Below are 22,608 nucleotides of genomic sequence, written 5' to 3' on the forward strand. Positions count from 1 at the left end.
ACTGACTACATCCCCGCCGCATTGGTTAATCTTGGACCTTCAGAACTTGCATAGAGGTTGAGCTGTACAAACGTTTGTCTTCCTACAATTCCGTCTGCTTTTAATCCATGACGTTGCTGGAACTGCATGAGCTCTTTCTTTAAATTAACATCGAAATAATCCACCATTCTTGGTGCTCGATGATTAACTTTTGCCAATTGATTTTCTAACCATTGCACATCTTCAGAAGACGCATTCTGATTAATCTCACTCTGCGTCACTTGTGGTTTATGCCATAGTAATTCGAAAGTTCCGGCATAATGTTGTTCAAACCAGCTTCTGGTGATCCAAATTTGCTGCTCTGCAAACTGAAGCTTCAATCGTTGGCCATCACGTGCGATAACCGCACCATAAAAAGGTTTATCATCAATATCTCTAAAGTACAACAATGCAGGGTAATTAATGGCAGTAAGTACTTGCCAGCCACCCTGTTGTTGATGGCAATCTAGCCCTTGTAATTGTGCACCCTGACACGGTGTTAGGTTTTGGTATGGCACTTTGCCCCACAAACCAAATAAAACCGCAAAAGACGTTTTGATATCACGGCTATTATTAATGGCTTGAGTTAAAATTTCTGAGTTTTCATCAAAACTTTTTTGCTGCTTTTCAGACTCAGTTTTAACCAGTGTTTGTGTTTTTACCTGAGGCTGGCTCTCTTCTGCTTTAATTTCATCTTTTGCCGTAATCACTTTTTCAGGATCAGAGTCATAACTGAAAAATGCATATGTCGCAGCAAAAATAAGTCCAAATAACCCAACAGCTCCCAAGTAAGGTAATGTTGAACGTTTTTGTTCAAGCTCTTCGCCTAAGACTTCTGCCGACGCCAACATAATCATTTTATGATCAATTGGTGTCTTAGATTGGGCGTATCCGGCCATAAGTGCACGTTCACAAAGCAGGTTAGTTAGCCGAGGAATACCGCCACTTTGGCGATGTAAATACTTAATAGCTTTACGAGTAAATAGTGGCTCTTCTCTGCCAGCCACCTGCAAACGATGCTGAACATACAAGGCAATTTCTTGCTCTGAAAGTGGCAGTAAATGATAACGTGCAGTGATTCGTTGGGCTAACTGCCTAAGCTCACGACGTTTCAATAATATTTGCAGTTCTGGCTGACCGATTAAAATCACTTGCAGTAGCTTTTTAGTATCCGTCTCCAAATTAGTCAGTAACCTTAGCTGCTCTAATACCTCGGCTTTTAAATGTTGAGCTTCATCGATGATTAATAAAGTATCACGGCTTTTTTTATGATTGTTGAGTAAAAAGGCACTTATTTTATCGGTCAACTGCTTTAACGAGGGATTCTCTTCATATTCAATTCCAAGCTCGTCACAAAGTGTCGCTAAAAGCTCTAATTCTGTTAATGCTGGATTTAAGATGAATGCTGTATCAGTGTTTTCAGGTAATTGCTTTAATAACGATCGAGAAACCGTTGTTTTACCTGTGCCGACTTCCCCCGTTAACAGGACAAATCCTCCGGTCTCACCAAGACCATATTTTAGGTGCGCTAACGCTTCACGATGGCGATCACTTAAAAATAAATAATGAGGATTAGGTGCAATTGAAAACGGGCTGTCATTTAATCCGTAAAACGACTGATACATATAAAGTTGAACCTTATCATTTTGAACTGCCAACAAGTTAAGGCTAAGTCCTTTTATTGTCAAAGTATTATCTTAAAAAATTAGGGATTGTTTAAGTTTTTATGCCATTTATACAAGGATAAACTCGTTATTTAATGCAGAACAAAGCTTGTGCAGTTTTCGATACCAATGAGCGTACTCTTCTCTGTGTTATAAGCCACTAATTTAGATTATTAAATTTTACTGTTCATGCTTCAAATTAATAATCGGTCAGCAAGCACAACATTCAATCCTGAAAGATAAACAGCCCCTGACAAACAATGATAAACTTAACAATATTGAAATTCTAAGCTTAGAGACAGATGAACATTTACTTGGTTGGCGGAGCCGTTAGGGATGCCTTATTAGACTTGGAAGTCAAAGATAAAGATTTTGTCGTAGTTGGTAGCACCCCAAAACAAATGCTCGAACTTGGTTATCAGCAAGTCGGTAAAGACTTCCCTGTATTTTTGCATCCAAAGACTAAGCAAGAGTATGCTCTCGCAAGGACAGAGCGAAAAACTGGGGCTGGTTATATTGGTTTTACTGTTGATGCGTCCAAAGAAGTTACTCTTGAAGAAGACCTACTCAGACGCGATTTAACCATTAACGCTATAGCAAAAGATGAACATGGCGAGCTTGTAGATCCTTATGATGGCCAACAAGATCTCAACAACAAAATATTACGACATGTCTCAGATGCTTTTATTGAAGACCCATTAAGAGTGCTTCGAGTCGCTCGGTTTGCAGCTCGCTTTTCCGAACTGGGGTTTACCATTGCACCAGAGACACTCTCCTTGATGAAAGAGATATCAACGTCAGGCGAGTTAACAGAGTTAAGCGCTGAACGTGTCTGGGTAGAAACAGAAAAAGCGCTCAGTTATAGCCAGCCTCAAGTCTATTTTCAAGTATTAAAAGATTGCGGTGCGCTTAACGCATTATTCCCAGAAATTGATGCTCTTTTCGGTGTACCACAACCTGAGAAATGGCACCCTGAAATTGATACAGGAATTCACACTCTACTGGTATTAGAGCAAGCAGCAATGCTGACTGAAGATAAGCAAGTTCGCTTCGCTTCTCTTGTTCATGATTTGGGAAAAGCTGTTAGCCCGAAAGCACATTTACCCAAACATCACGGTCACGGTCAAAAAGGCGTTTCGATAATAAAATCGCTCAGTCAAAGACTCAGAGTGCCGAATGAGTACCGTGATCTTGCGATTATCGTCAGTGATCTGCACCAGAATATTCACACAGCAATGGAATTGAAGCCTGAAACTATTCTAAAAATGTTTGATAAAATGGACGCCTGGCGCAAACCTCACCGCCTAGGACAACTGTTACTTTCATGTAAAGCCGACATTCGGGGAAGAACAGGGTTTGAAAATCATGAATATCCGCAAATGGATTACATACAAAACTGCTTTAATATTGCCAATGAAATAGACGTCAAAGCCATTATTAATGCAGGGCTGAAAGGGGCACAAATTAAACACGAATTACAACGTCAACGAGAGCAAGTAATTTCGCAATTTAAGGCAACAAAAAATTACAGCTAAGAAAATGAAATGTAAAAGTATTTAAGATTATATTAAAAGAATAGATATTATAAGTTCACAACGAAAAGCTAGCTTGCAATCAAGCATTTATTGGTTTAGTTTTAGCCAATCTGATTAAATCATGGCAACTTAGATTGTTTATGACATAATTAGTTCGTTACGGTTGCAACTTTTTGTAATCGAAGCATTTAATCCAACCTCCATGTAAGGGATTTTTTCCATGAACAAAAAAGTACTGACAATCGCTGGTCTTGCACTTACTGCTCTTTTAAGTGGCTGTGCAAACACTTCTGCTCTACAAGAAAGCGTTAACAACCTAGGCAACAAAGTTGACCAACTTACTGCTGAAGTTAACTCTCTAAAATCTGATCAAGGCCAATTGAGCTCAAGCAGCCGCGATTCAAAAGCAGCAGCTATGGATGCTCACGCTGAAGCTAAGCGCGCTAACGACCGTTTAGATAACATGGCTACTCGTTATAAGAAGTAATATGTCATGCTTAAAGGAGCTGTCCCTAAATAATTTCCACACTATGCTGTAGTGTATTTAGGGACAGTTCCTCGTGTGACAACCCTCATGTTGTCACCATAAATATTTCAAACTCTTACCCTAACCAAATGATTCCACATAACACTGCACCTAACACCAGACGATAGATTACAAACGGTGTCATCCCCATACGGCTGATGAGCTTCAAAAAGTAATGAATGCACACATACGCAGAAACAAATGAAACCGAAGTTCCAAGAGTTAATGCATGCCAATCAATAGCATGACTGGTTTCAGCAAAATCTTTAGCTTGGAAAACAGCAGCGCCAAAACCAACTGGAATAGCCATTAAGAATGAAAATCGCGCCGCAGCTTGTCGACTCAACCCTAAGAATAAACCTGCTGTTATCGTTATACCTGATCTTGAAGTGCCTGGGATCATCGCAAGAGCTTGAGCAATACCAATGATTAGCGCTTTCTTCCAACCAGTTTGATATTCCGTCAAATCTTTATGTGTAAGCTTATCAGCCCACCATAGCAGTAGACCAAAAATGATGGTAGTTGCAGCAATCACTTCGATACTTCGAAATACGGTTTCCACATAATCTTTGAACAGCAGAGCAAACCCCACAGCCGGTATAGTAGCTAAAATAATCCACCAGGCTAATTTACTGTCTGCTGAATGTTTTTGCTTAAAAACACTGGCTAACCAAGCCGTTAATAATTGCCAGACTTCTTTCCTGAAATAGATAATCACAGCCAATAGTGAACCTGTATTTACCGCAATATCAAACGACAAACCTTGATCTTGCCAACCAAGAAGTTGTGCAGGAAGAATCAAGTGTGCGGAACTTGAAATGGGTAAAAATTCGGTAAGCCCTTGGATTAGAGCAAGAATAATAACTTGAAAGGTATCCATAAAAATCCTAATCGTCCCAATTAAACGTTATTGGACGTAAAACTTGCGCTGATTTGTCGTATTTATTCCATAACGACGACATGCTTTCGTTAAGTTCTGGATGAATAACATCGGGAGCAATCTCAGCAAGTGGCCATAAAACAAAAGCATTAAATGCAATTTCTGAACGTGGCAAACGCACAGGCTCTTGGCAAATTACATCATCATAAAGTAGTAAATCGAGATCAAGCGTACGCGAACTGAACTTAACTGCATTTGGTAAACGGCCGTTTGCAATTTCTACTTCTCGAAGTGCCGAGCTAGCATCTGCAATTGAAGCTGTAGTCTCAGCGCCAATAACAAAGTTATAAAAATCGCCACCATCAAAGCCAATAGCTTCACTCAGATAAATCGAGGATATTTCAAGCTCTTCAAATAACGCCCGCAATTGCCGAACACCTTGCTTGATATTTCTTTCAGGCTCAATATTACTGCCAACACTGATATAAATCTTTGCCATTATTACAAATTCTTAGTACGTATAATTTTTACGCCAACGTTAGCAGCTTGCTTAACTGCACCGGGCTTGTTTACGGTAACCATCACTTTAGATACATGGAATTCGTTCAGTAAACAGTGAGCAACTAACTCAGCTACTGTTTCTATGAGTTCTATTGGCTTTTCCGAAACAAGCTCAATGAGACGGTTCGATACGGTTTCGTAACAAAGTGCATGCTGATAGTCATCACTTTTTGCAGCAAGTGAAATATCCCAATCCATCTCTAAATCTAAAAATAAACTTTGTTGGATCTCTTTTTCCCAATCATAAACACCAATAACCGTATCAACTTGCAATTGATTTATAAAGACTTTATCCATTAAAACTCCTTCTACACAGAGGTCTAATAAGACATCTGGATATTTTTGGTTATACTGCTGCCGTTTATTAAAAGAATTGCTATTTTATTGCCCTTTATATAAAAAACATTTTGTGCTTTCTACTCATTAAAAACACGAGTAGGATAATGAGCCAAATGGTGTTAAAACAGAATAAAATGCTTTTTAGTCTTAAAAATGAGCTTAATTTTGCAAATTCATCGTCAGCAGCGAAACTTCACCACATTTTTGTGGCGTGATAATACATTAACAAGCGTAAGGAAACCATGTTGAGTGTAATCGCCGTAACCCTATGCATGCTTATTGCAGCCTACCTCCTTGGCTCAATATCATCTGCTGTATTGGTGTGCCGATTAAAAGGTCTGCCAGATCCTAGAACTCAAGGCTCAGGAAATCCTGGTGCTACCAATGTCTTACGCATAGGTGGAGCAAGCTCTGCGGCAATGGTTTTATTCTGCGATATGCTAAAAGGAGCTTTACCAACCTATATTGGCTACAAGCTGAATATTGATTCAATATCATTAGGATTAGTTGCCGTTGCAGCGTGTCTTGGGCATATTTTTCCCATTTTTTTCGATTTTAAAGGTGGGAAAGGAGTTGCAACAGCTTTTGGTGCAATGGCACCGATTGGTGAATATTTAGCGCTCTACTTAATGGCAGCTTGGTTAGTCATGATATTAATTACTCGCTATTCTTCTGTAGCCTCTTTAACGGCCGCCTTACTTGCTCCGATTTTGACTTCTATGCTTGATGATAGATTTACTATTCCAGTATCTATGTTGAGCTTACTTATATTTATTCGACATAAAGACAATATTATCCGCTTATTTAATGGGACAGAGTCACGGTTTACGCTGAAGAATAAGTTAAAGAAAAATAGATAGCCGATGACCATTAAGAAAATTTAACACAACAGCCTTTTCGTATTTGACTATACTCAGAAACTATTCTCTTAAAGAATAGGAATAGCCTATATGAAACTTGTAAAACCAATAGCATCTTCATTGTGCATAGCTAGCCTTGCTTTTTTATCTGTAGGCGCACAAGCAGTACCAATTATTAAAGCTACAGGTAGCGGCACATCAGATTCTCCCTACAAAGTTGAAATTCCTAAAAATATTGAGTTTCAATCCAATGAAGAGTCTCTAAACCCGATATCACTACCAAATATACCCAAGGACGCAAAAAATGTGTATTTGATCATTCATGTTCCAGAAGGTATTTCTACAAAAATAGAATCTATGTCAATAGCTTCGACTCAAGTTCTACTCGATGATGGAAATATTATGTATGGTCAATTTACTGGTGATAATTCAGATGCTAATGGTTATCCCGATAAAGGTTCTGTGAAACTACATATCTCTAATCAGTGTGTAGGAGAAGTTGCAGCTACTGGACAAACATGTGAAATAGTTAATCACAGTCCTATCGAGCATGGTCATTTTACGACTTACCCGTTAAAGTCAGGTTATTATAAAATGAATTTTGCAATTTCTAAAGCGCTTCCGGATTCAATTTACATAGGAGCGGCTTTTAGAGCCTTTGCTAATAAAGCAAATAACTTCAACGAAAAATAAAATACTGAACCAATAAATAAAAATAAGGCTCAGAACACTCTGAGCCTTATCGATTACTTACAAACTAATCTTTCTTATATTCATAGTACGCTTCACCTTTGGTCAACCATTGAGGTGCAGGCGCTCCTTTTAAATAATGATCAAAGTACTGCTTCATCTTGATGGTGTAGTCCAATTTATTTGAATACTTCTTCAAATGATGAGGCTCATCTTGATATTGCAAAAACACAACATCTTTACCTGCACGGCGCATCGCTAAATAAAGCTCAATACCTTGCTCCCACGGTACCGCATCATCTTTATCACCAAACATAATCATCATTGGCGTATGGATACGTTCAGCATAAAATACTGGAGAGTTTTCAATGTACTTTTGTGGTGCATCAAATAAGCTTTCACCAATACGGCTCTGACCTGTTTCGTATTGGAACTGGCGTGCTAATCCACTACCATGACGAATACCACTATAAGCACTGGTCATATTTGATACTGGCGCACCAGCGACTGCAGCTTTAAAAATATTAGTCTGTGTGACAGCATAAGCAGTCTGATAACCACTCCAAGAATGGCCTTGAATACCAATGGCCTTAGGATCTGCAATACCCAGATTGATCAGGTGTTGCACACCTGAAACAAGCGCTTGTACTGATGATGGCCCTGGGTATCCAACTTCAAAACGGATATCAGGTAAAAAGACCGCATAGCCATTCTCTACATACCATTCAAAATTAGGTCGATGGTTAATTTTCATTTGTGGAAAAGCATGCAAACGCTGACTCATAAAACGATAGTAATATACTAAAACAGGTAAACGCTGCCCTTGTTTATAGTTAGCAGGCTTAATCAATACACCATCAAGCGGTTTTCCGTCACCATTTGTCCAATGAACTAACTCTGCTTGCCCCCAATCAAACGCTTTCGTCTGTTTATTTAAAAACGTCTGTTGAGTCGCTTGCTGTGGTTCTAAATAGTTAGAGGTATAAAGATCTGGGAATAAATCATAGCGCTCTTTTGAGTAAATCAATCTATCGCTGTCTTTTGCTCTTGCAAGGACTTTAATCTTCACGGGTTCAGAAGTCAGCTGCTTGACACCACCAGCAAGGTTCAAACGATAAAAATCATCCGATTTTGTACGTTCGTTATATCCTTTCAAAAGTACTGGCTGATTTGCCACTAATTGTACTGGTTGGTCTTTTTTGGGTAATCCAGTAACTCGATACTGCACGCCATGTTTACGACCTTGACCTTTCGTAAGGTTCGTCATTTTTCCCGTTTCAGCATTAAGCTTCCAAACGTCATACTTATCGTAAACTAAAACGGAATTTTCGCCCTTAACCCAAGGACCAAAGCCATAACCAGGTGCCGCAGACGGATAGTCGTGATCTTCATTTGCAAAGCCTACGCCAAGCTTTTCTGACACGTTCTTACGAGTTTTACTTGCAACATCATATAGGTAAATTTGACCTTGACGATAGTAAGCCATGTATTCGCCATTTGGCGAAAGACTTGGTTTCCAATACGTTGGATACTGAGTCAGGACTCGACTCTTTTCACCGGTATTTTTATCAACAAGATAAACATCTCGGTAAAAACCCGCCCATGTAATCATTTTTCGGTATGGCAGATTAGATTGACCAAGAGCAATATTAGAAGAGTTAGTAACCTCTACGTCTGGTACTGTAAAGTCAGCGATTTGAGTTACCTTCATAGCTGACACATTCAAACTCGCTAAATAAGTTCGTTTTAGTTCTTTTTTGTATTGTTTAACTTCGTTTGGCTTAATCAGCGGGTCTTCACCATTCCAAACTCTTAGATCTCGCTGCCCAGTGATGACACTTTGACTGTATAGATCTTTAGTATCCTTTACTTTAGGCACAGAAAGTTGCTGGCTAACTTCTGGCACACGCCCAAATAAAAGTTGCTCACTGTTTTTTGAGAAGTTCAGCTTAGAATATCGGTTTAATTTCCACTTGCTAGAATTAGAAACTCTATCCGCTTGTTTTGTTTTTAAATTGAATAGGTTTAAGTGATACTCACGACCATAAGGCGCATCTTCTGCAATACCTGTCGTATAAGCTAACCATTCACCGTTATTAGCAACGGCTGTTTCGCCAATTTGCATCGCATCTGATGAAAAGATTTTGCTAGATTGGTCTGTAGCTAAATCGACAAAAGTAAGTTGGTGTGAGGCCGATTTTATATCATTTTCAGCAACCACAAATCGTTTACCATTTTGGCTAAAATGGAAGTTAGTTACCTGCTTAAAATTCTTTTCTGCATTACTAGAAAGAGTTATCAAACGTACAGGGAAACCTTTATCAAACTTATCAACTTTTACGTCTGATTTAGATTTCTTATTTTCGTTCTTGTCAGCTTTCTTATCCTTCTTGGATGAATTATCAAATTGAATAACAAGGTGGCTACCCATTTCGTTAAAAGTAAACGATTTTACCTTTTCGAACGTTGTTTCTTCACCCGTTTGAGTATCAAGTAAAATAAGACCAGCTTTTAATTTTTTCTTGTCTTTCTTGCTCGCCTTTTCAGAGTTTAACAATGGCACACTTTTAACCATTGCCACAAAGCGGCCGTCGGCACTTACTTTAGGTTTAGACGTATCTTTAACATCAAACGTCTTATCGCTATTTAAGAGCTTAACAATAACTCTGCTATCACCACGATCTGGTGCAGCTTCTACTGCTAGAGTTGAACCGTTATCAGCTATAACTGGCTTTTTGAGTGATTCAAAATGCATGATATCAGTTAATGATATCGGTTTCGCAGCTTGAGTTGAGGGTACTGCAGTAATAGACGCTGAAATCAATATCGCAGCGGCAAGACTAGTGAGCTTCACCTTATCCTCTCTTATAATTTTCCATGTGGAGTCAGGTGATTATACATATTCGGCTATATAGAAGTAATGATGAAGTTAGCGATATTTTGTAAGTTAATTTAATCCAAAGGATTTGCGACTTCCTGGCATATAGCATCAAGAGCTTTAAGCAACTTTCTGTTGCCTTTTAAAAAGTCATGGCTCTGTATAACTGCTCTTAACTTTTCCCAGGAAAAGTCATTCGTGTGATTTTCAATTTCATTGAGTATAAGTGCTAAGCATAGATAATCATTATTTCCAGATTCTTCCTTTAAGTACTGCGCTTTTCGATCTGAAATCCCCCATGCAATCGCAATTGATTTTGCCCAAGGCTTCAATATTTCGAGTACATTAATACGCTCTCGACGATTTCTTTCATCTTTTATTTCTACGGAGACCAACTTACTTAGCTCAATTGACGGCGTGTTTCTTCTGAATATTGGAAGGTTCCCTTTGGATGTGTCTGGAGGTGATAATTTAAAGTTGATGCCAAGCTTATTAATAGCTTGTTGTACATGAATACTTGGCTTTCCACTTAGCTCTAAAATGTAAAAAAAATCAGCACAATTTAATTTTTTTCTATCGCACAAGTAAGAATATCAAGCATAACTCCATTATTATCATCAGATTTAAACCTGCCAGCTTTACTTCTCGCAATGATGTCTGAAGTCGGAAGTCCTAATAATAAACCTAGATACAAGAATCTATCGCATAATGAAGTTTTACCATCATCTTCTTTTTCTGATAATAAAAATTCAAAGTGAAAGGGTTGTACTTGCATATCTTCCGGAAGCAATGGGATTGTTTTTCGTTCAAAATAATCTCTAGGAGTAATCTTTGCTCTAGGGGGGACTGAAAGCAATTTATGCAAATGAGCTTGGCGTTCAACAACGCTTCCTTTTAACTAGTTTTCTCTTGATACATCATTTATTTCGAACTTCTTCGACTGTTCACCACCACAAGCGGAGCCGTCTGAACTATTGCATTGATGTTCAACAATCCTTCTATTAGATGCTGGGTAACAATAGCTACGTAATTGCTCTGACATTTGATGGGATAACTTCCCACCAAAGCAAAACATTCGAGCGATAAAAGCTTTAAATCCTGCTCGTCTAACTCGAATCGAGCCATTAGCTTGATTTTCAAAGGTAATCTTATATACCTTATTTTTTGTTGTAGTATTAGTCTTACACGAAAATGAGAACTCTAAAGTAGTATGAGTATCACCTGCTCTTTTAGCTCTCTCTAAAGCGTCCTTCACTTGAAGTTTTATAGAGTTACCCATCTCTAACACTTTAGGGGTTCTACTGCCTGGAGAGTCCCATTTTAATGTACCTACAATTGATTGCGGAGGTATAAATAATGGCATAAGTAAACCTTTAATTTTCTTATACAAATTCAGTTTCAAGAATATTTACTAAATAAACAAGTGAATTTCATTAAGCTTTGTTTACCTTTATAGCCTTTGATAAAGCGCAAACAAAGCTCAAAAAAATCATTAATTATTCGATCTTGCTCACTATCCTCTATATAAAAATGTGAAATTTGTTTACAATACGTGGTCATACCTCAGGTACAAGCTCAGTAGAGATACAGATAAAAAAATACGGGGTCGATATTGAGCATAAAAGTAGTAACGACAACGTTGTCCAAGGATTTTAAATGTCAAAACGTACGATTACCGTAATTCCAGGTGATGGAATTGGCCCTAGCATTATTGATTCAGCGCTGAAAATTTTAGACAAAGTTGGCTGCGACTTTGAATATGAGTTTGCTGATGCTGGTTTAGTTGCACTTGAAAAGCACGATGAACTATTGCCACAACAAACACTTGATTTAATAGAAAAAAACAAAATCACACTTAAGGGTCCTTTGACGACTCCAGTCGGTGGTGGCTTTACTTCTATTAACGTAACGCTTCGTAAGAAATTTTCACTTTATGCAAACGTGCGTCCAGTACTTTCTCTGAAAGGTACTCAAGCTCGTTATGAAGATATTGATATCATCACAGTACGTGAAAACACTGAAGGCATGTACTCAGGCCTTGGACAAAAAGTTTCTGAAGATGGTTGCACAGCTGAAGCAACAAGTATCATCACTCGTGAAGGCGCAGAAAAAATCGCAGTTTTCGCCTATGAACTTGCTCGAAACGAAAACCGTAAAAAAGTAACTATCGTTCATAAAGCAAACATAATGAAATCAACTTCAGGTCTATTTTTGAAAGTAGCTAAAGAAGTTGGCGAGCGTTACCCTGATATCGAAACTGAAGAAATGATCGTTGATGCAACGTGCATGAAATTGGTGATGAATCCTGAGAATTTCGATGTAATTGTTACAACGAACTTATTCGGTGATATCCTTTCTGATTTATGCGCTGGCCTTGTTGGCGGTTTAGGTATGGCCCCTGGTGCTAACATCGGTAAAGATGCTGCAATCTTTGAAGCTGTGCATGGTAGTGCACCTGATATTGCAGGCAAAAACTTAGCAAACCCGACTTCTGTTATCTTAGCTTCTATCCAAATGCTTGAGCATTTAGGCATGGCAGATAAAGCTGATAAGATCCGTAGTGCTGTTGCTGATGTTATTGAATCAGGCGACCGTACAACCCGTGACTTAGGTGGTACTCATGGTACAACTGATTTCACTGATGCTGTTTTAGAAAGGCTGTAAGTCAATCTGAAATAATTAAGCCCAGTTTACATGCTGGGCTTTTTTGTATCTTGCTCATAAAAGCTCATATCCCTGCCAAATGTCTCTTTGAGATAACACCAAGAAATAACAGCTAAAACCAAACATATCGTCATCAACATTGTGACTGTCGGTAAAATGCCAATCACCGGCTTTAAGAGTTGATAGCCGGTGAAGTAAAGAATCAAAACACCCCTTACAAAATTAGGTGCAGAAACGGTTGCCGTCGCTCGATATTCTGTACCAAATGTCTCAGCCGTTGTTAACCAACATAACGCCCAGTACCCAGCAGCAAAACCACTGATCGCAGCTAACCAATAGTACTTTGTGGCAGTATCAAAAAAGCCCATCAACGCTAAGCCTGCCAGAATGAATAACCCGCACATGTAAATCGCTACCGCTTTCTTTCTTGAAAACAATAGTTGGCTTACCGGCCCACTTAATATGTCGCCAACACAGTGTGCGAAAAAATACCAAAATACACACTTCCCGACTGATACAGTACCTGTCACTCCAAGCGCTTTGGTTACCTCATTAGAAAAAAACATAAACATACCGAAGAAAAGCTGAATCGGCATTGAGATACCAAGACAGCAAACAAAACGTTTCATCATTGACCGGTGTGTAAAAAAGGTAAGCAAATTACCACGTTGTGAAATAGGTATCTGTTGTGAAGCACTCGTGTAGACTTCAGAATCGAGTAACTTTTTACGTGCGAATAAAAGGCAGAAGCCTGCAACACCACCCACAATAAAAGCTTCTCGCCAGGTCGTATAATCAACAAGAAGAAAAGCCGTGCACCCTCCTAATAACCCAAAGCCACTAACCAGTGCAGTAGCATAACTCCGGTGTGACTTCTTGACGGATTCAGAAACGAGCGTCATTCCTGCACCAAGCTCTCCAGCTAAACCTATACCTGCAATAAAACGGCATAATGCATATTGTTCGACATTCCCAACAAAAGCGTTGGCTAACGAAGCAGTTGAATATATGAGAATTGAAATTAATAGAATTTTTTTACGGCCGATTTTATCTCCAAGTGTGCCGTAAATGATGCCTCCAATGATTAAACCAGCCAATTGCATGTTAATAATTAACGTGCTCGTCGTGGATATTTCTGCAGCGCTAAGCCCCATTTGTTGCAGACTTTGAATGCGTACGACACTAAAAATTACAATATCATATACATCAACAAAGTAGCCGAACATGGCAATAAAGACAGGGTAGCTCAATAAGCTATATTCACTGGATTGCTTCATAACACTGATAAAATAATTTACGCATTATCAATGTATAGCAGTTATCTCCATCCCCAACAAAATAATACTGTAATTTAACTTATTCACATTTATTGTAGGTTAAGGAATTGATTACTTGCTTCATTTTCGCCAACTCAAGATAGCCTCTTTTCTTTCCTAACAGAGCGCCCGATGAGTCAAAAAATAATGTAGTCGGTGAAGCTTGAAACCCACCTACTTGCCTTAAAAATTGTGTAGTTGATTTATACGCCGGAATATTTTGGTGATAATGATTTAATTCACGTTTCAGCTGATTATGACTTCCTTGTGTGCCTACTAAAGTAAAAGTGAATAATGAAGAACAAGAAGTATGTATCACAGATAATGTTTTCTCTTGCTTTTTACACCAGCTGCAATCTGGCTGAAACAGCATAACCACACTCGGCTTACCCGTAGGATTTATCACTCCTGATTCATTTATCCTTAAGCTTTTTAAAGATAGCGCTTGCCCAACAGCTTGGCTTGAAAACAAGCTGGCACTCGCTAATGCAAGTACCAGCTTTAGCTTGAAAGTCATCCGCATTAAAGCTTAACTTCTACGCCAGCGTACATTTCACGACCATGTAACGAGCCATAAATATAAGCTACGTCATAGCCACCATTCGCATCATAAAATAAAGGAGAATCGCCTCGATCAATTTGTGTCTCTTCAAAGATATTTGACATGCCGGCGTAAATTTTGGTCGACTCCGACAGCTGATATTGCACTTTAATATCAGACATCGAAAATGCCGATCCCGTCATTGCCTTACGTGATGTTAGGTCACCTAAACGATCATAACCTTCATAACCGTATTCGCTTAAGTCTTTGCTACCAAACCATACCGTAGACCAAAACACTTTCAAATTATCGTTCTGATACTGAATTTCAAAACTTGCTCTTTCTTCAACTGGTGCGATGGCATAAGAGGACTTAAACGCATCATCATAAACAAATTTTTCTGCGCTGACGTTTACAGTCCAATTATCGTTGATTGTATAACCTGCTGTAATATCAACTGTAGTAACCGCTGCACTATCATCCAATTGAGTAAGAAGTGGAACACCGCCTTCTGTTTCTTCAAGACTAGCAAGATTATCAACTTTTGAATAAGCCACTGAACCAGTAATCGCTATGTCATCAGAATCATAACTCAACGAGTAACTGGCCGATAACGACTCTTCCAGTGAATCAATATCTATTTGGTAACCCATTTCAGCATCAAGGATGCCGTGATCCGTTTCAAAAAACGACAAGGGGGCACGATACCCTCTCCCAGTAGAGAAACGTGACGTTAATTCATCACTGTGCATATAACGCATGTCTAAACGAGGAGCGATAAAGGTTTCATCAATTTCCGTCCCTATTTTTTCAGGGTCAACAAAATCTGCGACAACCTTGTCGATACGTACAGCAAATGCGATTTCTAAATCATCATTAGGTGTCCAAGTATCTTGTACAAAGATACCTTTAGTATCGTAATCAAACGCATCACTCTGGTACGCTTCTAAGCTTTCTAAAGCATCGGTTGCAGAGCGCATTTCTTCTGTACGAATATCGACACCATAAGTAATAAAGTGAACATCACTCAGTTCGGTATCAAACTTAGCTCTTGCATACCACATTTTATCTTCGGCTTGATAGTCAATCCCCTCATAGAAAGAGTCTTGAACGTGCCTGGCATGACTTACAGCAAACTCCGCTACCGTTGAATTATTCAATTCAATAAGATACTTGATATACGCTTCGTCACGAGAGGTTTCAATCCATTCTGTGGTTTCCCAAGCTTTTCCAATGTATTTTTTAGTGACATCATCATCTTGAAATAAGTGTTCTGATGCTTTTCCATCAAAACTTGAAAGCGCTTCACCTATCGATCCGATATTGTCACCAATCACAGGACCACCAAAAATTTCAGACTGAACTTTAGAAAGTCTTACTTGGATATTGCTTACATCCGATAAATCATGGCTCACTAACGCTGTTAAAGACTGATTTTCAATAAACGGCGCTTCACTCACACCGTTGCCATCATGATCTTCCTGATCTTGCTTGTCGTACTGACCAATTAACGTAATACCGGTTAAACCATCATCTGAAACCCCTGTGGCCATACCTTTAAAAGCAGTAAAATCATGTGAGCCTTTAGCAAAATCTACTGCGACACTATCTTCATAGGCTTGCTTAGTAATGATATTAACCGTTCCACCAATCGCCTCAGGAGCAATTAAAGATGCACCCGCGCCACGTGCAACCTCGATACGTTCAACCCCTGTAGTCGCAATAGCATCCACAGCGTAGAATCCTGAAATCAAGGTGTGAGTTGGTAAGTCATCGACTAAAATCGTGGTATGTTCACCTTTCATACCATTGAGCATAATGCGTTTAACACCGCACATCGAACACTCATTTGAAACATTAACACCAGGCTCATTATTGATTGCAGCTGTTAGGTTTAATGCATTTTTATTTTCAATCATTAACGCATCTAGCACTTCAGTGTGCTGAATGACATCTTTTAAGCGACCAGCTTGATCAAGTGTACGACGTACACCTTGAACTTGAATAGCTTCTACATCTTTATCAGCTGAATCTTCAGCAGCACTTGCTATTGGTGAACTTAAAAATAGAGGTGTTGCCATCATGGCAAGGTATAGAGGCGATAATGATTTCATAGACAACTCAGCTTAGAAAAATAAACGAGTGCTAATGTAATCCATTATCATTAAGATTGAGATTGATCAAAATCAACTCAGGTGTTTAATTAATCTTTATTGTTTGAATAAGCAGCAATAAATAATTAACTTTGTGATGAGGTTATCATAACCGTTTCTTATGCTTATTCTTCCAGCACCTGCTGCTCTTTTTCCCCCCAAGGTAACAGTCTGTATTTTTTTAATACAACACCAGTAATGATTAGCGTAGAGATGGCTCTTACCGACCCCGTAGCTAGTGCAGCACCTTCAACATCAAGAATAGGGATAAGTACGATATTTAAGATGATATTAGCAATGAGCGAGACCACTAAAATCTTAATCACAAGCTTTTGATCATCAGAATATTGTAACCAAATCACAGATAACCCAAAAATTGCATCAACCATATTGCCCAGCGTTAAGAATTTTAATGCGTATTTTGTTAATTCAGTGTCATGCCCGAACCAAACCAAAATACTCTCTGCATTAAAAACAATAATCAACGATAGCGGTAAAGCCGTCGATATAAGTAATTTGAAGTATTTACGACTCAATGTTTGCATAGCTGCTTCATTACTTTTTAACGCTATCACAACAACAGGGGCGATAAAGGCATAAACTGAGTTTTTAATCGTCATAATGAGATTAGCGGTAGTTTGAGCAGCGGCAAAATGGCCTACAGACGTTTCTCCGCTCATCCATTCGAGCATGTAAATATCAACCTGACTCATCAATATTTGAATGATGATGATAAACATCAATGGGATTGACGTTTTAAGCCAAACTTTCTGATCATCTGCGATACTATCACCAGAAAGAGAAATTAAGTCTTTTTTTAACGCTTGCCTAAACTGAAACGCAAAGATAATAAGCGCTGCCAAACTCATCAAAAATACAGCCGTCATATCGCTCAGGCTTCCCGCAATGATGAAAACTGCACCACACAAGATCATTCTTAGTAGCGGAAAACCGATTCGCCAAGGCGCAAAAGACCAAACTAATCGTTTTGATATGAGAAATAAACAACCAATTAATGCCGAAGCAGCTGAAAAAGGAATGGTTAATGAGGCAAGTAAAATAGGATGATAGCTGCTCCCTTCAAAAATCGAAATATGTAAGTAATGGCCCAATATAGATAGGAAAAAAATTGCAACCGATGCGACAATAACAACTTTCAGATAAAACCAAACATAGGTCCAAACCTTTCTGGAATTACCCCCTATGATATCTTCAGAAAGTAATTTTGCAGCTGCCTTTGAGCCCCCCATCAATGCAATGATAGAGCCAAGACCTACAAAAGCTTCAGCAACTTTATAGTTACCATAAGCATCAGGAGCTAAGATTCGTGCAAGTAAGATATTAAACAAGTAACCAACAATAAACCCACCGATATAGGTAGATGTAGCGATTAAGGCACCTTTGTTTAAATTTTCAGAATTAGTGCTCATCCCAACTCGTCACTTTAAAATTCTTATTTAAATGATTTAAAAAGTATAGATGATGAAAAGTGCAGTGTTAGAACAAAAGCTATAGAAAAAAGCGCTAACAAATTACTAGCGCTTATTAAAATCTTGATCAGTGCATTCCCGTTTAACTAAAGTTCCATGGGTTGTTAGGGTTCAACCATAAATGGACAGTCACTTCATCACGATCGTGATAAAGATGCTTACACTGAATTTTAAAGTCTTCAATACCATTCTCACGAAGTACTTCATCCATGGTCGCCAAAATTTGCTTAACGTCTTTAAATCGGCTTTTCATTGGTAATTTAAGGTTAAATATGGCTTCTTTAAACCAACCTTGGATGGCCCAATGTTCCATTAATTCAGCGACACGTGCAGGCTTTTCAACCATATCACACACGAGCCAATAAATATTTTTACGGTAAGGTTCAAATTTAAACCCATCTTCACGATAGTGCTTAATTTGTCCTGTATCCATAAGCTTTTCATTCATCGAACCGTTATCTACAGCCGCAACAAACATGCCTCGTTTAACTAACTGATAAGTCCAACCACCAGGGCAAGCGCCTAAATCTACAGAGTTCATACCGCTTCGTAAGCGCTCTTCCTGTTCTTCTGGGGTTAAGAAATGCTTAAAAGCTTCATCCAATTTTAGCGTTGAACGACTTGGCGCATCAGAAGGATATTTTAGCCTTGGTATCCCCATAAAATATGGTGAAGTGTTGTTGCTTAACGAATACCCTGCATAAGCTTTACCAGAGCCAATAAAACACACATGAATGATAGGCCTTCTTGGGTTTTCTTTGTTAAGTAAGCTACCTGATTTCTTTAGAGCCTGACGGAGAGGTACTGTAAATTTACGGCAAAATGTAGACAATTCTTTTGCTTCATTGGTGTCTGGCGTTTCGACTCGAATCTCACCTGCTTTTTCCACCTCTGATAGAGCTTCCACAATTGGTGACGCCCTATCACTCTCAGGTAAATCAGAGAGGAGTTCGCTAGCAGCAAACATTTGTCTCGCAAAGACAAGGTCGTTGAGCCTTATTTTCTTTAATAAAACATCTGCCCCGTTGTCTTCGAATGTTTGATAAACCACATAGGCATCATTATTGTTAGCCTTAACAAAGCCTGCAACACCAACTTCTTGAGCTCGAAACTGAATTTCTGCTGCACAGTCTTTTTCATAACCCGCACGGCAAAATAAGAATAGATTTTTCATGAGAATGAATTAGAAATATAAAATTGGCGACAGTATAGCGGTTTTACATACTCTCGCACTAGAGGACGCTCTCAATTAACTCTTTTGTTTATCCTAGATCTCTTTGTATGAGTATCGATTAAATGGAAGAAAGAAGACCTTCAGTATTACAGTTAATCTAAACTTTTGTTTCCATTCTGTTTTGCCAAACGGTTGCTGCAAGTAATAACCAACCAATCAAGAAGCACATCCCACCAATTGGTGTGATAATGGCGACGAGCTTAGTTCCAGTAAGTGCATAAGCGTATAAAGAACCAGAAAAGAAAATGATACCAATAATAAAGGCATATGCTGAGTAATCTAAACGTTTGGAAGGAAGCCATTGACCAGCAATAGCAGCGCCCATAATGGCAAAGGTATGATAAAACTGGTACTCAACACCCAAGTTGAAAATCTCAATCATTTCTTTAGTTGCAACGCTTTTTAGCCCATGTGCACCAAAAGCACCAAAGGCCGTAGCTAAAAAACCAAAGAAACATGCGATTAAAAAAAGTCCTTTACGCATTTTTTCCTCCAATGAACGCCATTATTTGATCAATCGACAAATCCAAATTTTGCTCCAAATTATGCCCAGAGCGCTTCCTAGGTTCAAAGCTGTGGTCACCATCAGGCACCCAGCTAAAAGTAACGTAACTTGGTAAAATCCAGTCTCGTATTTGCTGCTGGCTTCCAAAACGATCTCTGTCACCCTGAATAATATGGACAGGTACTTGACACTTTTCTAGAGGCTCAAGCCGTGGATTCCCACCTTTTATTGAAATAAAAGGGTAACCAAGACAAATCACCCCTTTAATATCGAAACTCGATTGCTCACAGAGAATAGTAGCAACTCTCCCTCCCATCGACTTACCCATTAAATATAGATGCTTAGGTTGATATTTTGCGACAACTTCGGCAATCAGCTCTTCAAAGTGGGCTATCAGCTTAGGCATTCTTTCTGGGGGACGTCTTTTCCCTTCATCCTTGTTGATCTGCATATAATTAAAGTTAAAACGGACAACCTGAACTTTTTTTGCAGCTAACTTCGCAGAGACTTGCTGCATGAAATCAGAATCCATCCCTGCACCCGCTCCATGAGCAAATATAACCAAAGTATCATTTACATCGCCATCAACTTCATACGCAATCATATTATTTATCCTGCCAGTAATTCGTTTTTCGACTCTTCAGCAAACATTTCTTGCATCCAATCTCTAAATGCAGAAACTTTCCCTAAATCTGCTTGGCTTTCAGGACATACGAGATAATAAGCGTTAGGACTTACCAAGACATCTTGAAATGGAACAACTAACCGACCGGCTTTGATATCTGGCGTAGCTAACACACTATAACCGAGTGCAACGCCTTGTCCGTGTGCAGCAGCTTGTAATACAAGAGATGAGTGACTAAAGATGGGGCCTTGATTGACATTTATACCAGAGACACCACATTGTTTAAACCACATCTGCCAATCTGTTCTCGACATATCATGTAATAAGGTAAAGTTTTTAAGGTCTTCCGGCTTTTCTAAAGATTTGGGACCATTAAACAACGTAGGGGAACAAACAGGGATAAGCACTTCGTTGCGTAATTTATCTACCCGTAAGTGTGGCCAATTACCTTCACCATAGTAAATCGCCACATCCACATCATCAGTTAAATGATCGACATCTTGATCGACAGCTTTAATACGTACATCAATCTCAGGGTTCTGTTCACTGAACTTTGAAAGACGTGGCACCAACCATTGGATAGCAAAACTCGGTGGCATACTTACAGTGAGTGAACCAATGGCACTTCTTGCTAATAGTCGTTCTGTTGATTCTGCAATTTGACTGAAAATATCTTTGATATCGAGAAAGTAACTCTGACCTTCCTCTGTTAATAACAAAGCTCTATTTTTTCGCCTAAATAATTTTAAGCCTAAATAATCTTCGAGGGCCTTAATTTGATGGCTAACAGCAGCCTGAGTAACGAATAATTCTTCAGCTGCTCTAGTAAAGCTTAAATGGCGAGCAGCAGCTTCAAAGGCCTTTACAGCGTTTAATGGCGGCAATCGTCTAGGCATAAAATTTCACTCTTATTCTTTTTATATTCACTAATAATCACAATCTATTCTGACCACATTTTAACATTAGTTTTTCTAATCCGTATAGTTACTTTTAATCGTTTGTTATCTGTACACTGGTCGATTAAATTACGCACCATCAAATAGGGATTCAGATAGGCCTAAAGCATTAACTAATCAATAGTTTGGCTAAGTCTGAGATAGCAGCGACATTTTTTAAAGGCAAACATCATGAGCAAACTACTTTCAGCTTTAGGCATTACATTTTTTGGTTCATTTTCTGCTGTAGCTTTTGCTGAACCAACAACAGAATTAGAATTTGATAAAAAAGAAATTAACCAAGAAATTCAAATAAGCCTATCACAGTCTATGGAAGAATTGATGATTAATCTATTTAACGAAGATCATCAAACATTTCTTGTTGCTAAAAAAGAAGACAAGCCAGCTGAAAAAGATCAAACGGCTGAAGATTAATTTCAAACTTAATATCTTATTTTCTTTATAAGGCCGCATTTTATGCGGCTTTATGCTTCTATAATCACACCCATTCCAACGCACTTTCCTCTAAGAACATAAAACCGTTACAATAATAGCTAAATATCAGAGCAAAGGTCTGTCCAATGGCTTATTCCTGCGAAACCATTTTATCCAGTGCTTTTATAAAAACACTCAGTAAAATTGAGGTTGATGGGAAAACCCACGGCATAATGTCTGTGCATGATAAAGATTTTGCTATTACTATTATTGACCATAAGATTGTCGGTGCAGTTCGATTAGACAGCCCCTGTTCTTCGCTAAAAATATTTTGGAATCAACTTACAAGAACAGGAAGTTGTGTAAATATAGTGAAGGCTTTTAGAAATATCCACATAGATCAAATAAGCAGAACACCACGACTAATCAAAGACGGCTATTACTGGTTAGGAATAAAAGAAACTGAGACCAATATAGATCTTGTTTTTGAAGAGTTCTCCCTATCACCTTCCCAATCTGTCATTGATGGCCTCTGGAATACTCAAGGCGATTCAAAACAAATGATAAGCTGTACTGATGATGAAACATCGGAGAGTAGTTCAATTTCTCATTATTCAGTCAATTCAGCAACACACCTTTACTTTAGCTTTAAAGGTAGCACTCCTACTCAGAATGATGATAGTGGTTTTGATGATAGTTTTGACGATATAGTATTTAGGAATGGTTATGTGAGACTACCATTTTAGGCTGCTAGCTGAG

At 38.7% G+C, this 22,608-nt stretch carries 23 protein-coding genes; 7 read left to right on the forward strand and 16 right to left on the reverse strand.

What is annotated here, in order from left to right; all coding sequences use genetic code 11:
- Positions 1-5: 5 nt before the first annotated feature.
- Positions 6-1,643, reverse strand: a complete 1,638-nt coding sequence (locus AC1EU2_RS02635; RefSeq protein WP_480296444.1) for an ExeA family protein — start codon at positions 1,641-1,643, stop codon at positions 6-8.
- 341 nt (positions 1,644-1,984) lie between these two features.
- Here AC1EU2_RS02635 and AC1EU2_RS02640 point away from each other — a divergent pair, with 341 nt between their 5' ends.
- Positions 1,985-3,217 carry a multifunctional CCA addition/repair protein gene (locus AC1EU2_RS02640; protein WP_480296445.1) on the forward strand — a complete coding sequence of 411 codons (1,233 nt, stop codon included), beginning with the start codon at positions 1,985-1,987 and terminating at the stop codon, positions 3,215-3,217.
- A gap of 220 nt (positions 3,218-3,437) precedes the next feature.
- On the forward strand, positions 3,438-3,704 hold the full coding sequence (locus AC1EU2_RS02645) for an Lpp/OprI family alanine-zipper lipoprotein (RefSeq protein WP_480296446.1): 267 nt from the start codon (positions 3,438-3,440) through the stop codon (positions 3,702-3,704).
- Positions 3,705-3,819: 115 nt separating this feature from the next.
- On the opposite strand, the gene AC1EU2_RS02650 is transcribed toward AC1EU2_RS02645, so the two are convergent.
- The 3 genes from AC1EU2_RS02650 to folB are packed head-to-tail and all read right to left on the reverse strand — an operon-like array spanning position 3,820 to position 5,481.
- The gene (locus tag AC1EU2_RS02650; RefSeq protein ID WP_480296447.1) at positions 3,820-4,623 is read right to left on the reverse strand and encodes an undecaprenyl-diphosphate phosphatase; all 804 of its coding nucleotides are present in this window, start codon (positions 4,621-4,623) and stop codon (positions 3,820-3,822) included.
- A gap of 7 nt (positions 4,624-4,630) precedes the next feature.
- Positions 4,631-5,122, reverse strand: coding sequence for a 2-amino-4-hydroxy-6-hydroxymethyldihydropteridine diphosphokinase (gene folK / locus AC1EU2_RS02655; protein ID WP_480296448.1), 492 nt, complete (start codon positions 5,120-5,122; stop codon positions 4,631-4,633).
- Positions 5,123-5,124: 2 nt separating this feature from the next.
- Positions 5,125-5,481: a dihydroneopterin aldolase gene (gene folB / locus AC1EU2_RS02660; protein ID WP_480296449.1), complete on the reverse strand. Its 357-nt coding sequence runs from the start codon at positions 5,479-5,481 to the stop codon at positions 5,125-5,127.
- Positions 5,482-5,768: 287 nt separating this feature from the next.
- On the opposite strand from folB, the gene plsY reads away from it, so the two are divergent.
- Positions 5,769-6,383 (forward strand): glycerol-3-phosphate 1-O-acyltransferase PlsY, encoded by a 615-nt coding sequence (gene plsY / locus AC1EU2_RS02665; protein WP_480297065.1) that lies wholly within the window; start codon positions 5,769-5,771, stop codon positions 6,381-6,383.
- Between the two features lie 90 nt (positions 6,384-6,473).
- Positions 6,474-7,076: a hypothetical protein gene (locus AC1EU2_RS02670; RefSeq protein WP_480296450.1), complete on the forward strand. Its 603-nt coding sequence runs from the start codon at positions 6,474-6,476 to the stop codon at positions 7,074-7,076.
- A gap of 64 nt (positions 7,077-7,140) precedes the next feature.
- On the opposite strand, the gene AC1EU2_RS02675 is transcribed toward AC1EU2_RS02670, so the two are convergent.
- The 4 genes from AC1EU2_RS02675 to AC1EU2_RS02690 form a co-directional block, all read right to left on the reverse strand.
- A complete protein-coding gene (locus AC1EU2_RS02675) occupies positions 7,141-9,927 on the reverse strand; it encodes a S9 family peptidase (RefSeq protein ID WP_480296451.1) in 2,787 nt (928 codons plus the stop codon).
- Between the two features lie 98 nt (positions 9,928-10,025).
- Positions 10,026-10,535: a hypothetical protein gene (locus AC1EU2_RS02680; protein ID WP_480296452.1), complete on the reverse strand. Its 510-nt coding sequence runs from the start codon at positions 10,533-10,535 to the stop codon at positions 10,026-10,028.
- Complete coding sequence (locus tag AC1EU2_RS02685) at positions 10,514-10,726, reverse strand: hypothetical protein (protein ID WP_480296453.1); 213 nt, start codon at positions 10,724-10,726, stop codon at positions 10,514-10,516. Before AC1EU2_RS02685 ends, AC1EU2_RS02680 begins: the two co-directional genes overlap by 22 nt.
- A gap of 123 nt (positions 10,727-10,849) precedes the next feature.
- Complete coding sequence (locus tag AC1EU2_RS02690) at positions 10,850-11,314, reverse strand: hypothetical protein (protein WP_480296454.1); 465 nt, start codon at positions 11,312-11,314, stop codon at positions 10,850-10,852.
- Between the two features lie 293 nt (positions 11,315-11,607).
- Here AC1EU2_RS02690 and AC1EU2_RS02695 point away from each other — a divergent pair, with 293 nt between their 5' ends.
- On the forward strand, positions 11,608-12,615 hold the full coding sequence (locus tag AC1EU2_RS02695; protein ID WP_480296455.1) for an isocitrate dehydrogenase: 1,008 nt from the start codon (positions 11,608-11,610) through the stop codon (positions 12,613-12,615).
- 26 nt (positions 12,616-12,641) lie between these two features.
- Here AC1EU2_RS02695 and AC1EU2_RS02700 read toward each other — a convergent pair whose 3' ends face one another.
- The 8 genes from AC1EU2_RS02700 to AC1EU2_RS02735 form a co-directional block, all read right to left on the reverse strand.
- Complete coding sequence (locus AC1EU2_RS02700; RefSeq protein ID WP_480296456.1) at positions 12,642-13,892, reverse strand: MFS transporter; 1,251 nt, start codon at positions 13,890-13,892, stop codon at positions 12,642-12,644.
- Between the two features lie 79 nt (positions 13,893-13,971).
- Entirely contained in the window at positions 13,972-14,454 is a 483-nt protein-coding gene (locus AC1EU2_RS02705) for a thioredoxin fold domain-containing protein (protein WP_480296457.1), read from the reverse strand.
- Complete coding sequence (locus AC1EU2_RS02710; RefSeq protein ID WP_480296458.1) at positions 14,454-16,586, reverse strand: TonB-dependent receptor plug domain-containing protein; 2,133 nt, start codon at positions 16,584-16,586, stop codon at positions 14,454-14,456. Before AC1EU2_RS02710 ends, AC1EU2_RS02705 begins: the two co-directional genes overlap by 1 nt.
- Before the next feature lie 164 nt (positions 16,587-16,750).
- Positions 16,751-18,055, reverse strand: coding sequence for an oligosaccharide flippase family protein (locus tag AC1EU2_RS02715; protein WP_480296459.1), 1,305 nt, complete (start codon positions 18,053-18,055; stop codon positions 16,751-16,753).
- 142 nt (positions 18,056-18,197) lie between these two features.
- The gene (gene rlmM / locus AC1EU2_RS02720; RefSeq protein WP_480296460.1) at positions 18,198-19,289 is read right to left on the reverse strand and encodes a 23S rRNA (cytidine(2498)-2'-O)-methyltransferase RlmM; all 1,092 of its coding nucleotides are present in this window, start codon (positions 19,287-19,289) and stop codon (positions 18,198-18,200) included.
- 157 nt (positions 19,290-19,446) lie between these two features.
- Positions 19,447-19,833 (reverse strand): DUF423 domain-containing protein, encoded by a 387-nt coding sequence (locus AC1EU2_RS02725; protein WP_480296461.1) that lies wholly within the window; start codon positions 19,831-19,833, stop codon positions 19,447-19,449.
- Positions 19,826-20,458, reverse strand: a complete 633-nt coding sequence (locus AC1EU2_RS02730; RefSeq protein WP_480296462.1) for an alpha/beta fold hydrolase — start codon at positions 20,456-20,458, stop codon at positions 19,826-19,828. Before AC1EU2_RS02730 ends, AC1EU2_RS02725 begins: the two co-directional genes overlap by 8 nt.
- Positions 20,459-20,463: 5 nt before the next feature.
- Positions 20,464-21,375: a transcriptional regulator GcvA gene (locus AC1EU2_RS02735; RefSeq protein WP_480296463.1), complete on the reverse strand. Its 912-nt coding sequence runs from the start codon at positions 21,373-21,375 to the stop codon at positions 20,464-20,466.
- 231 nt (positions 21,376-21,606) lie between these two features.
- Here AC1EU2_RS02735 and AC1EU2_RS02740 point away from each other — a divergent pair, with 231 nt between their 5' ends.
- Positions 21,607-21,849 carry a hypothetical protein gene (locus tag AC1EU2_RS02740; RefSeq protein WP_480296464.1) on the forward strand — a complete coding sequence of 81 codons (243 nt, stop codon included), beginning with the start codon at positions 21,607-21,609 and terminating at the stop codon, positions 21,847-21,849.
- A gap of 146 nt (positions 21,850-21,995) precedes the next feature.
- Positions 21,996-22,595: a hypothetical protein gene (locus tag AC1EU2_RS02745; protein WP_480296465.1), complete on the forward strand. Its 600-nt coding sequence runs from the start codon at positions 21,996-21,998 to the stop codon at positions 22,593-22,595.
- Positions 22,596-22,608: the final 13 nt, after the last annotated feature.

It is taken from the genome of Parashewanella sp. 2304DJ23-3 (assembly GCF_056591695.1).

Coding starts and splice junctions, on each gene's coding strand:
- AC1EU2_RS02725 (WP_480296461.1), bottom strand. CDS start 19,833: ATGCGTAAAGGACTTTTTTTAATCGCATGTTTCTTTGGTTTTTTAGCT.
- AC1EU2_RS02735 (WP_480296463.1), bottom strand. CDS start 21,375: ATGCCTAGACGATTGCCGCCATTAAACGCTGTAAAGGCCTTTGAAGCT.
- AC1EU2_RS02685 (WP_480296453.1), bottom strand. CDS start 10,726: ATGCAAGTACAACCCTTTCACTTTGAATTTTTATTATCAGAAAAAGAA.
- AC1EU2_RS02640 (WP_480296445.1), top strand. CDS start 1,985: ATGAACATTTACTTGGTTGGCGGAGCCGTTAGGGATGCCTTATTAGAC.
- AC1EU2_RS02670 (WP_480296450.1), top strand. CDS start 6,474: ATGAAACTTGTAAAACCAATAGCATCTTCATTGTGCATAGCTAGCCTT.
- AC1EU2_RS02710 (WP_480296458.1), bottom strand. CDS start 16,586: ATGAAATCATTATCGCCTCTATACCTTGCCATGATGGCAACACCTCTA.
- AC1EU2_RS02645 (WP_480296446.1), top strand. CDS start 3,438: ATGAACAAAAAAGTACTGACAATCGCTGGTCTTGCACTTACTGCTCTT.
- AC1EU2_RS02635 (WP_480296444.1), bottom strand. CDS start 1,643: ATGTATCAGTCGTTTTACGGATTAAATGACAGCCCGTTTTCAATTGCA.
- AC1EU2_RS02730 (WP_480296462.1), bottom strand. CDS start 20,458: ATGATTGCGTATGAAGTTGATGGCGATGTAAATGATACTTTGGTTATA.
- AC1EU2_RS02695 (WP_480296455.1), top strand. CDS start 11,608: ATGTCAAAACGTACGATTACCGTAATTCCAGGTGATGGAATTGGCCCT.
- rlmM (WP_480296460.1), bottom strand. CDS start 19,289: ATGAAAAATCTATTCTTATTTTGCCGTGCGGGTTATGAAAAAGACTGT.
- AC1EU2_RS02705 (WP_480296457.1), bottom strand. CDS start 14,454: ATGCGGATGACTTTCAAGCTAAAGCTGGTACTTGCATTAGCGAGTGCC.
- AC1EU2_RS02745 (WP_480296465.1), top strand. CDS start 21,996: ATGGCTTATTCCTGCGAAACCATTTTATCCAGTGCTTTTATAAAAACA.
- folB (WP_480296449.1), bottom strand. CDS start 5,481: ATGGATAAAGTCTTTATAAATCAATTGCAAGTTGATACGGTTATTGGT.
- folK (WP_480296448.1), bottom strand. CDS start 5,122: ATGGCAAAGATTTATATCAGTGTTGGCAGTAATATTGAGCCTGAAAGA.
- AC1EU2_RS02740 (WP_480296464.1), top strand. CDS start 21,607: ATGAGCAAACTACTTTCAGCTTTAGGCATTACATTTTTTGGTTCATTT.
- AC1EU2_RS02715 (WP_480296459.1), bottom strand. CDS start 18,055: ATGAGCACTAATTCTGAAAATTTAAACAAAGGTGCCTTAATCGCTACA.
- AC1EU2_RS02700 (WP_480296456.1), bottom strand. CDS start 13,892: ATGAAGCAATCCAGTGAATATAGCTTATTGAGCTACCCTGTCTTTATT.
- AC1EU2_RS02690 (WP_480296454.1), bottom strand. CDS start 11,314: ATGCCATTATTTATACCTCCGCAATCAATTGTAGGTACATTAAAATGG.
- AC1EU2_RS02650 (WP_480296447.1), bottom strand. CDS start 4,623: ATGGATACCTTTCAAGTTATTATTCTTGCTCTAATCCAAGGGCTTACC.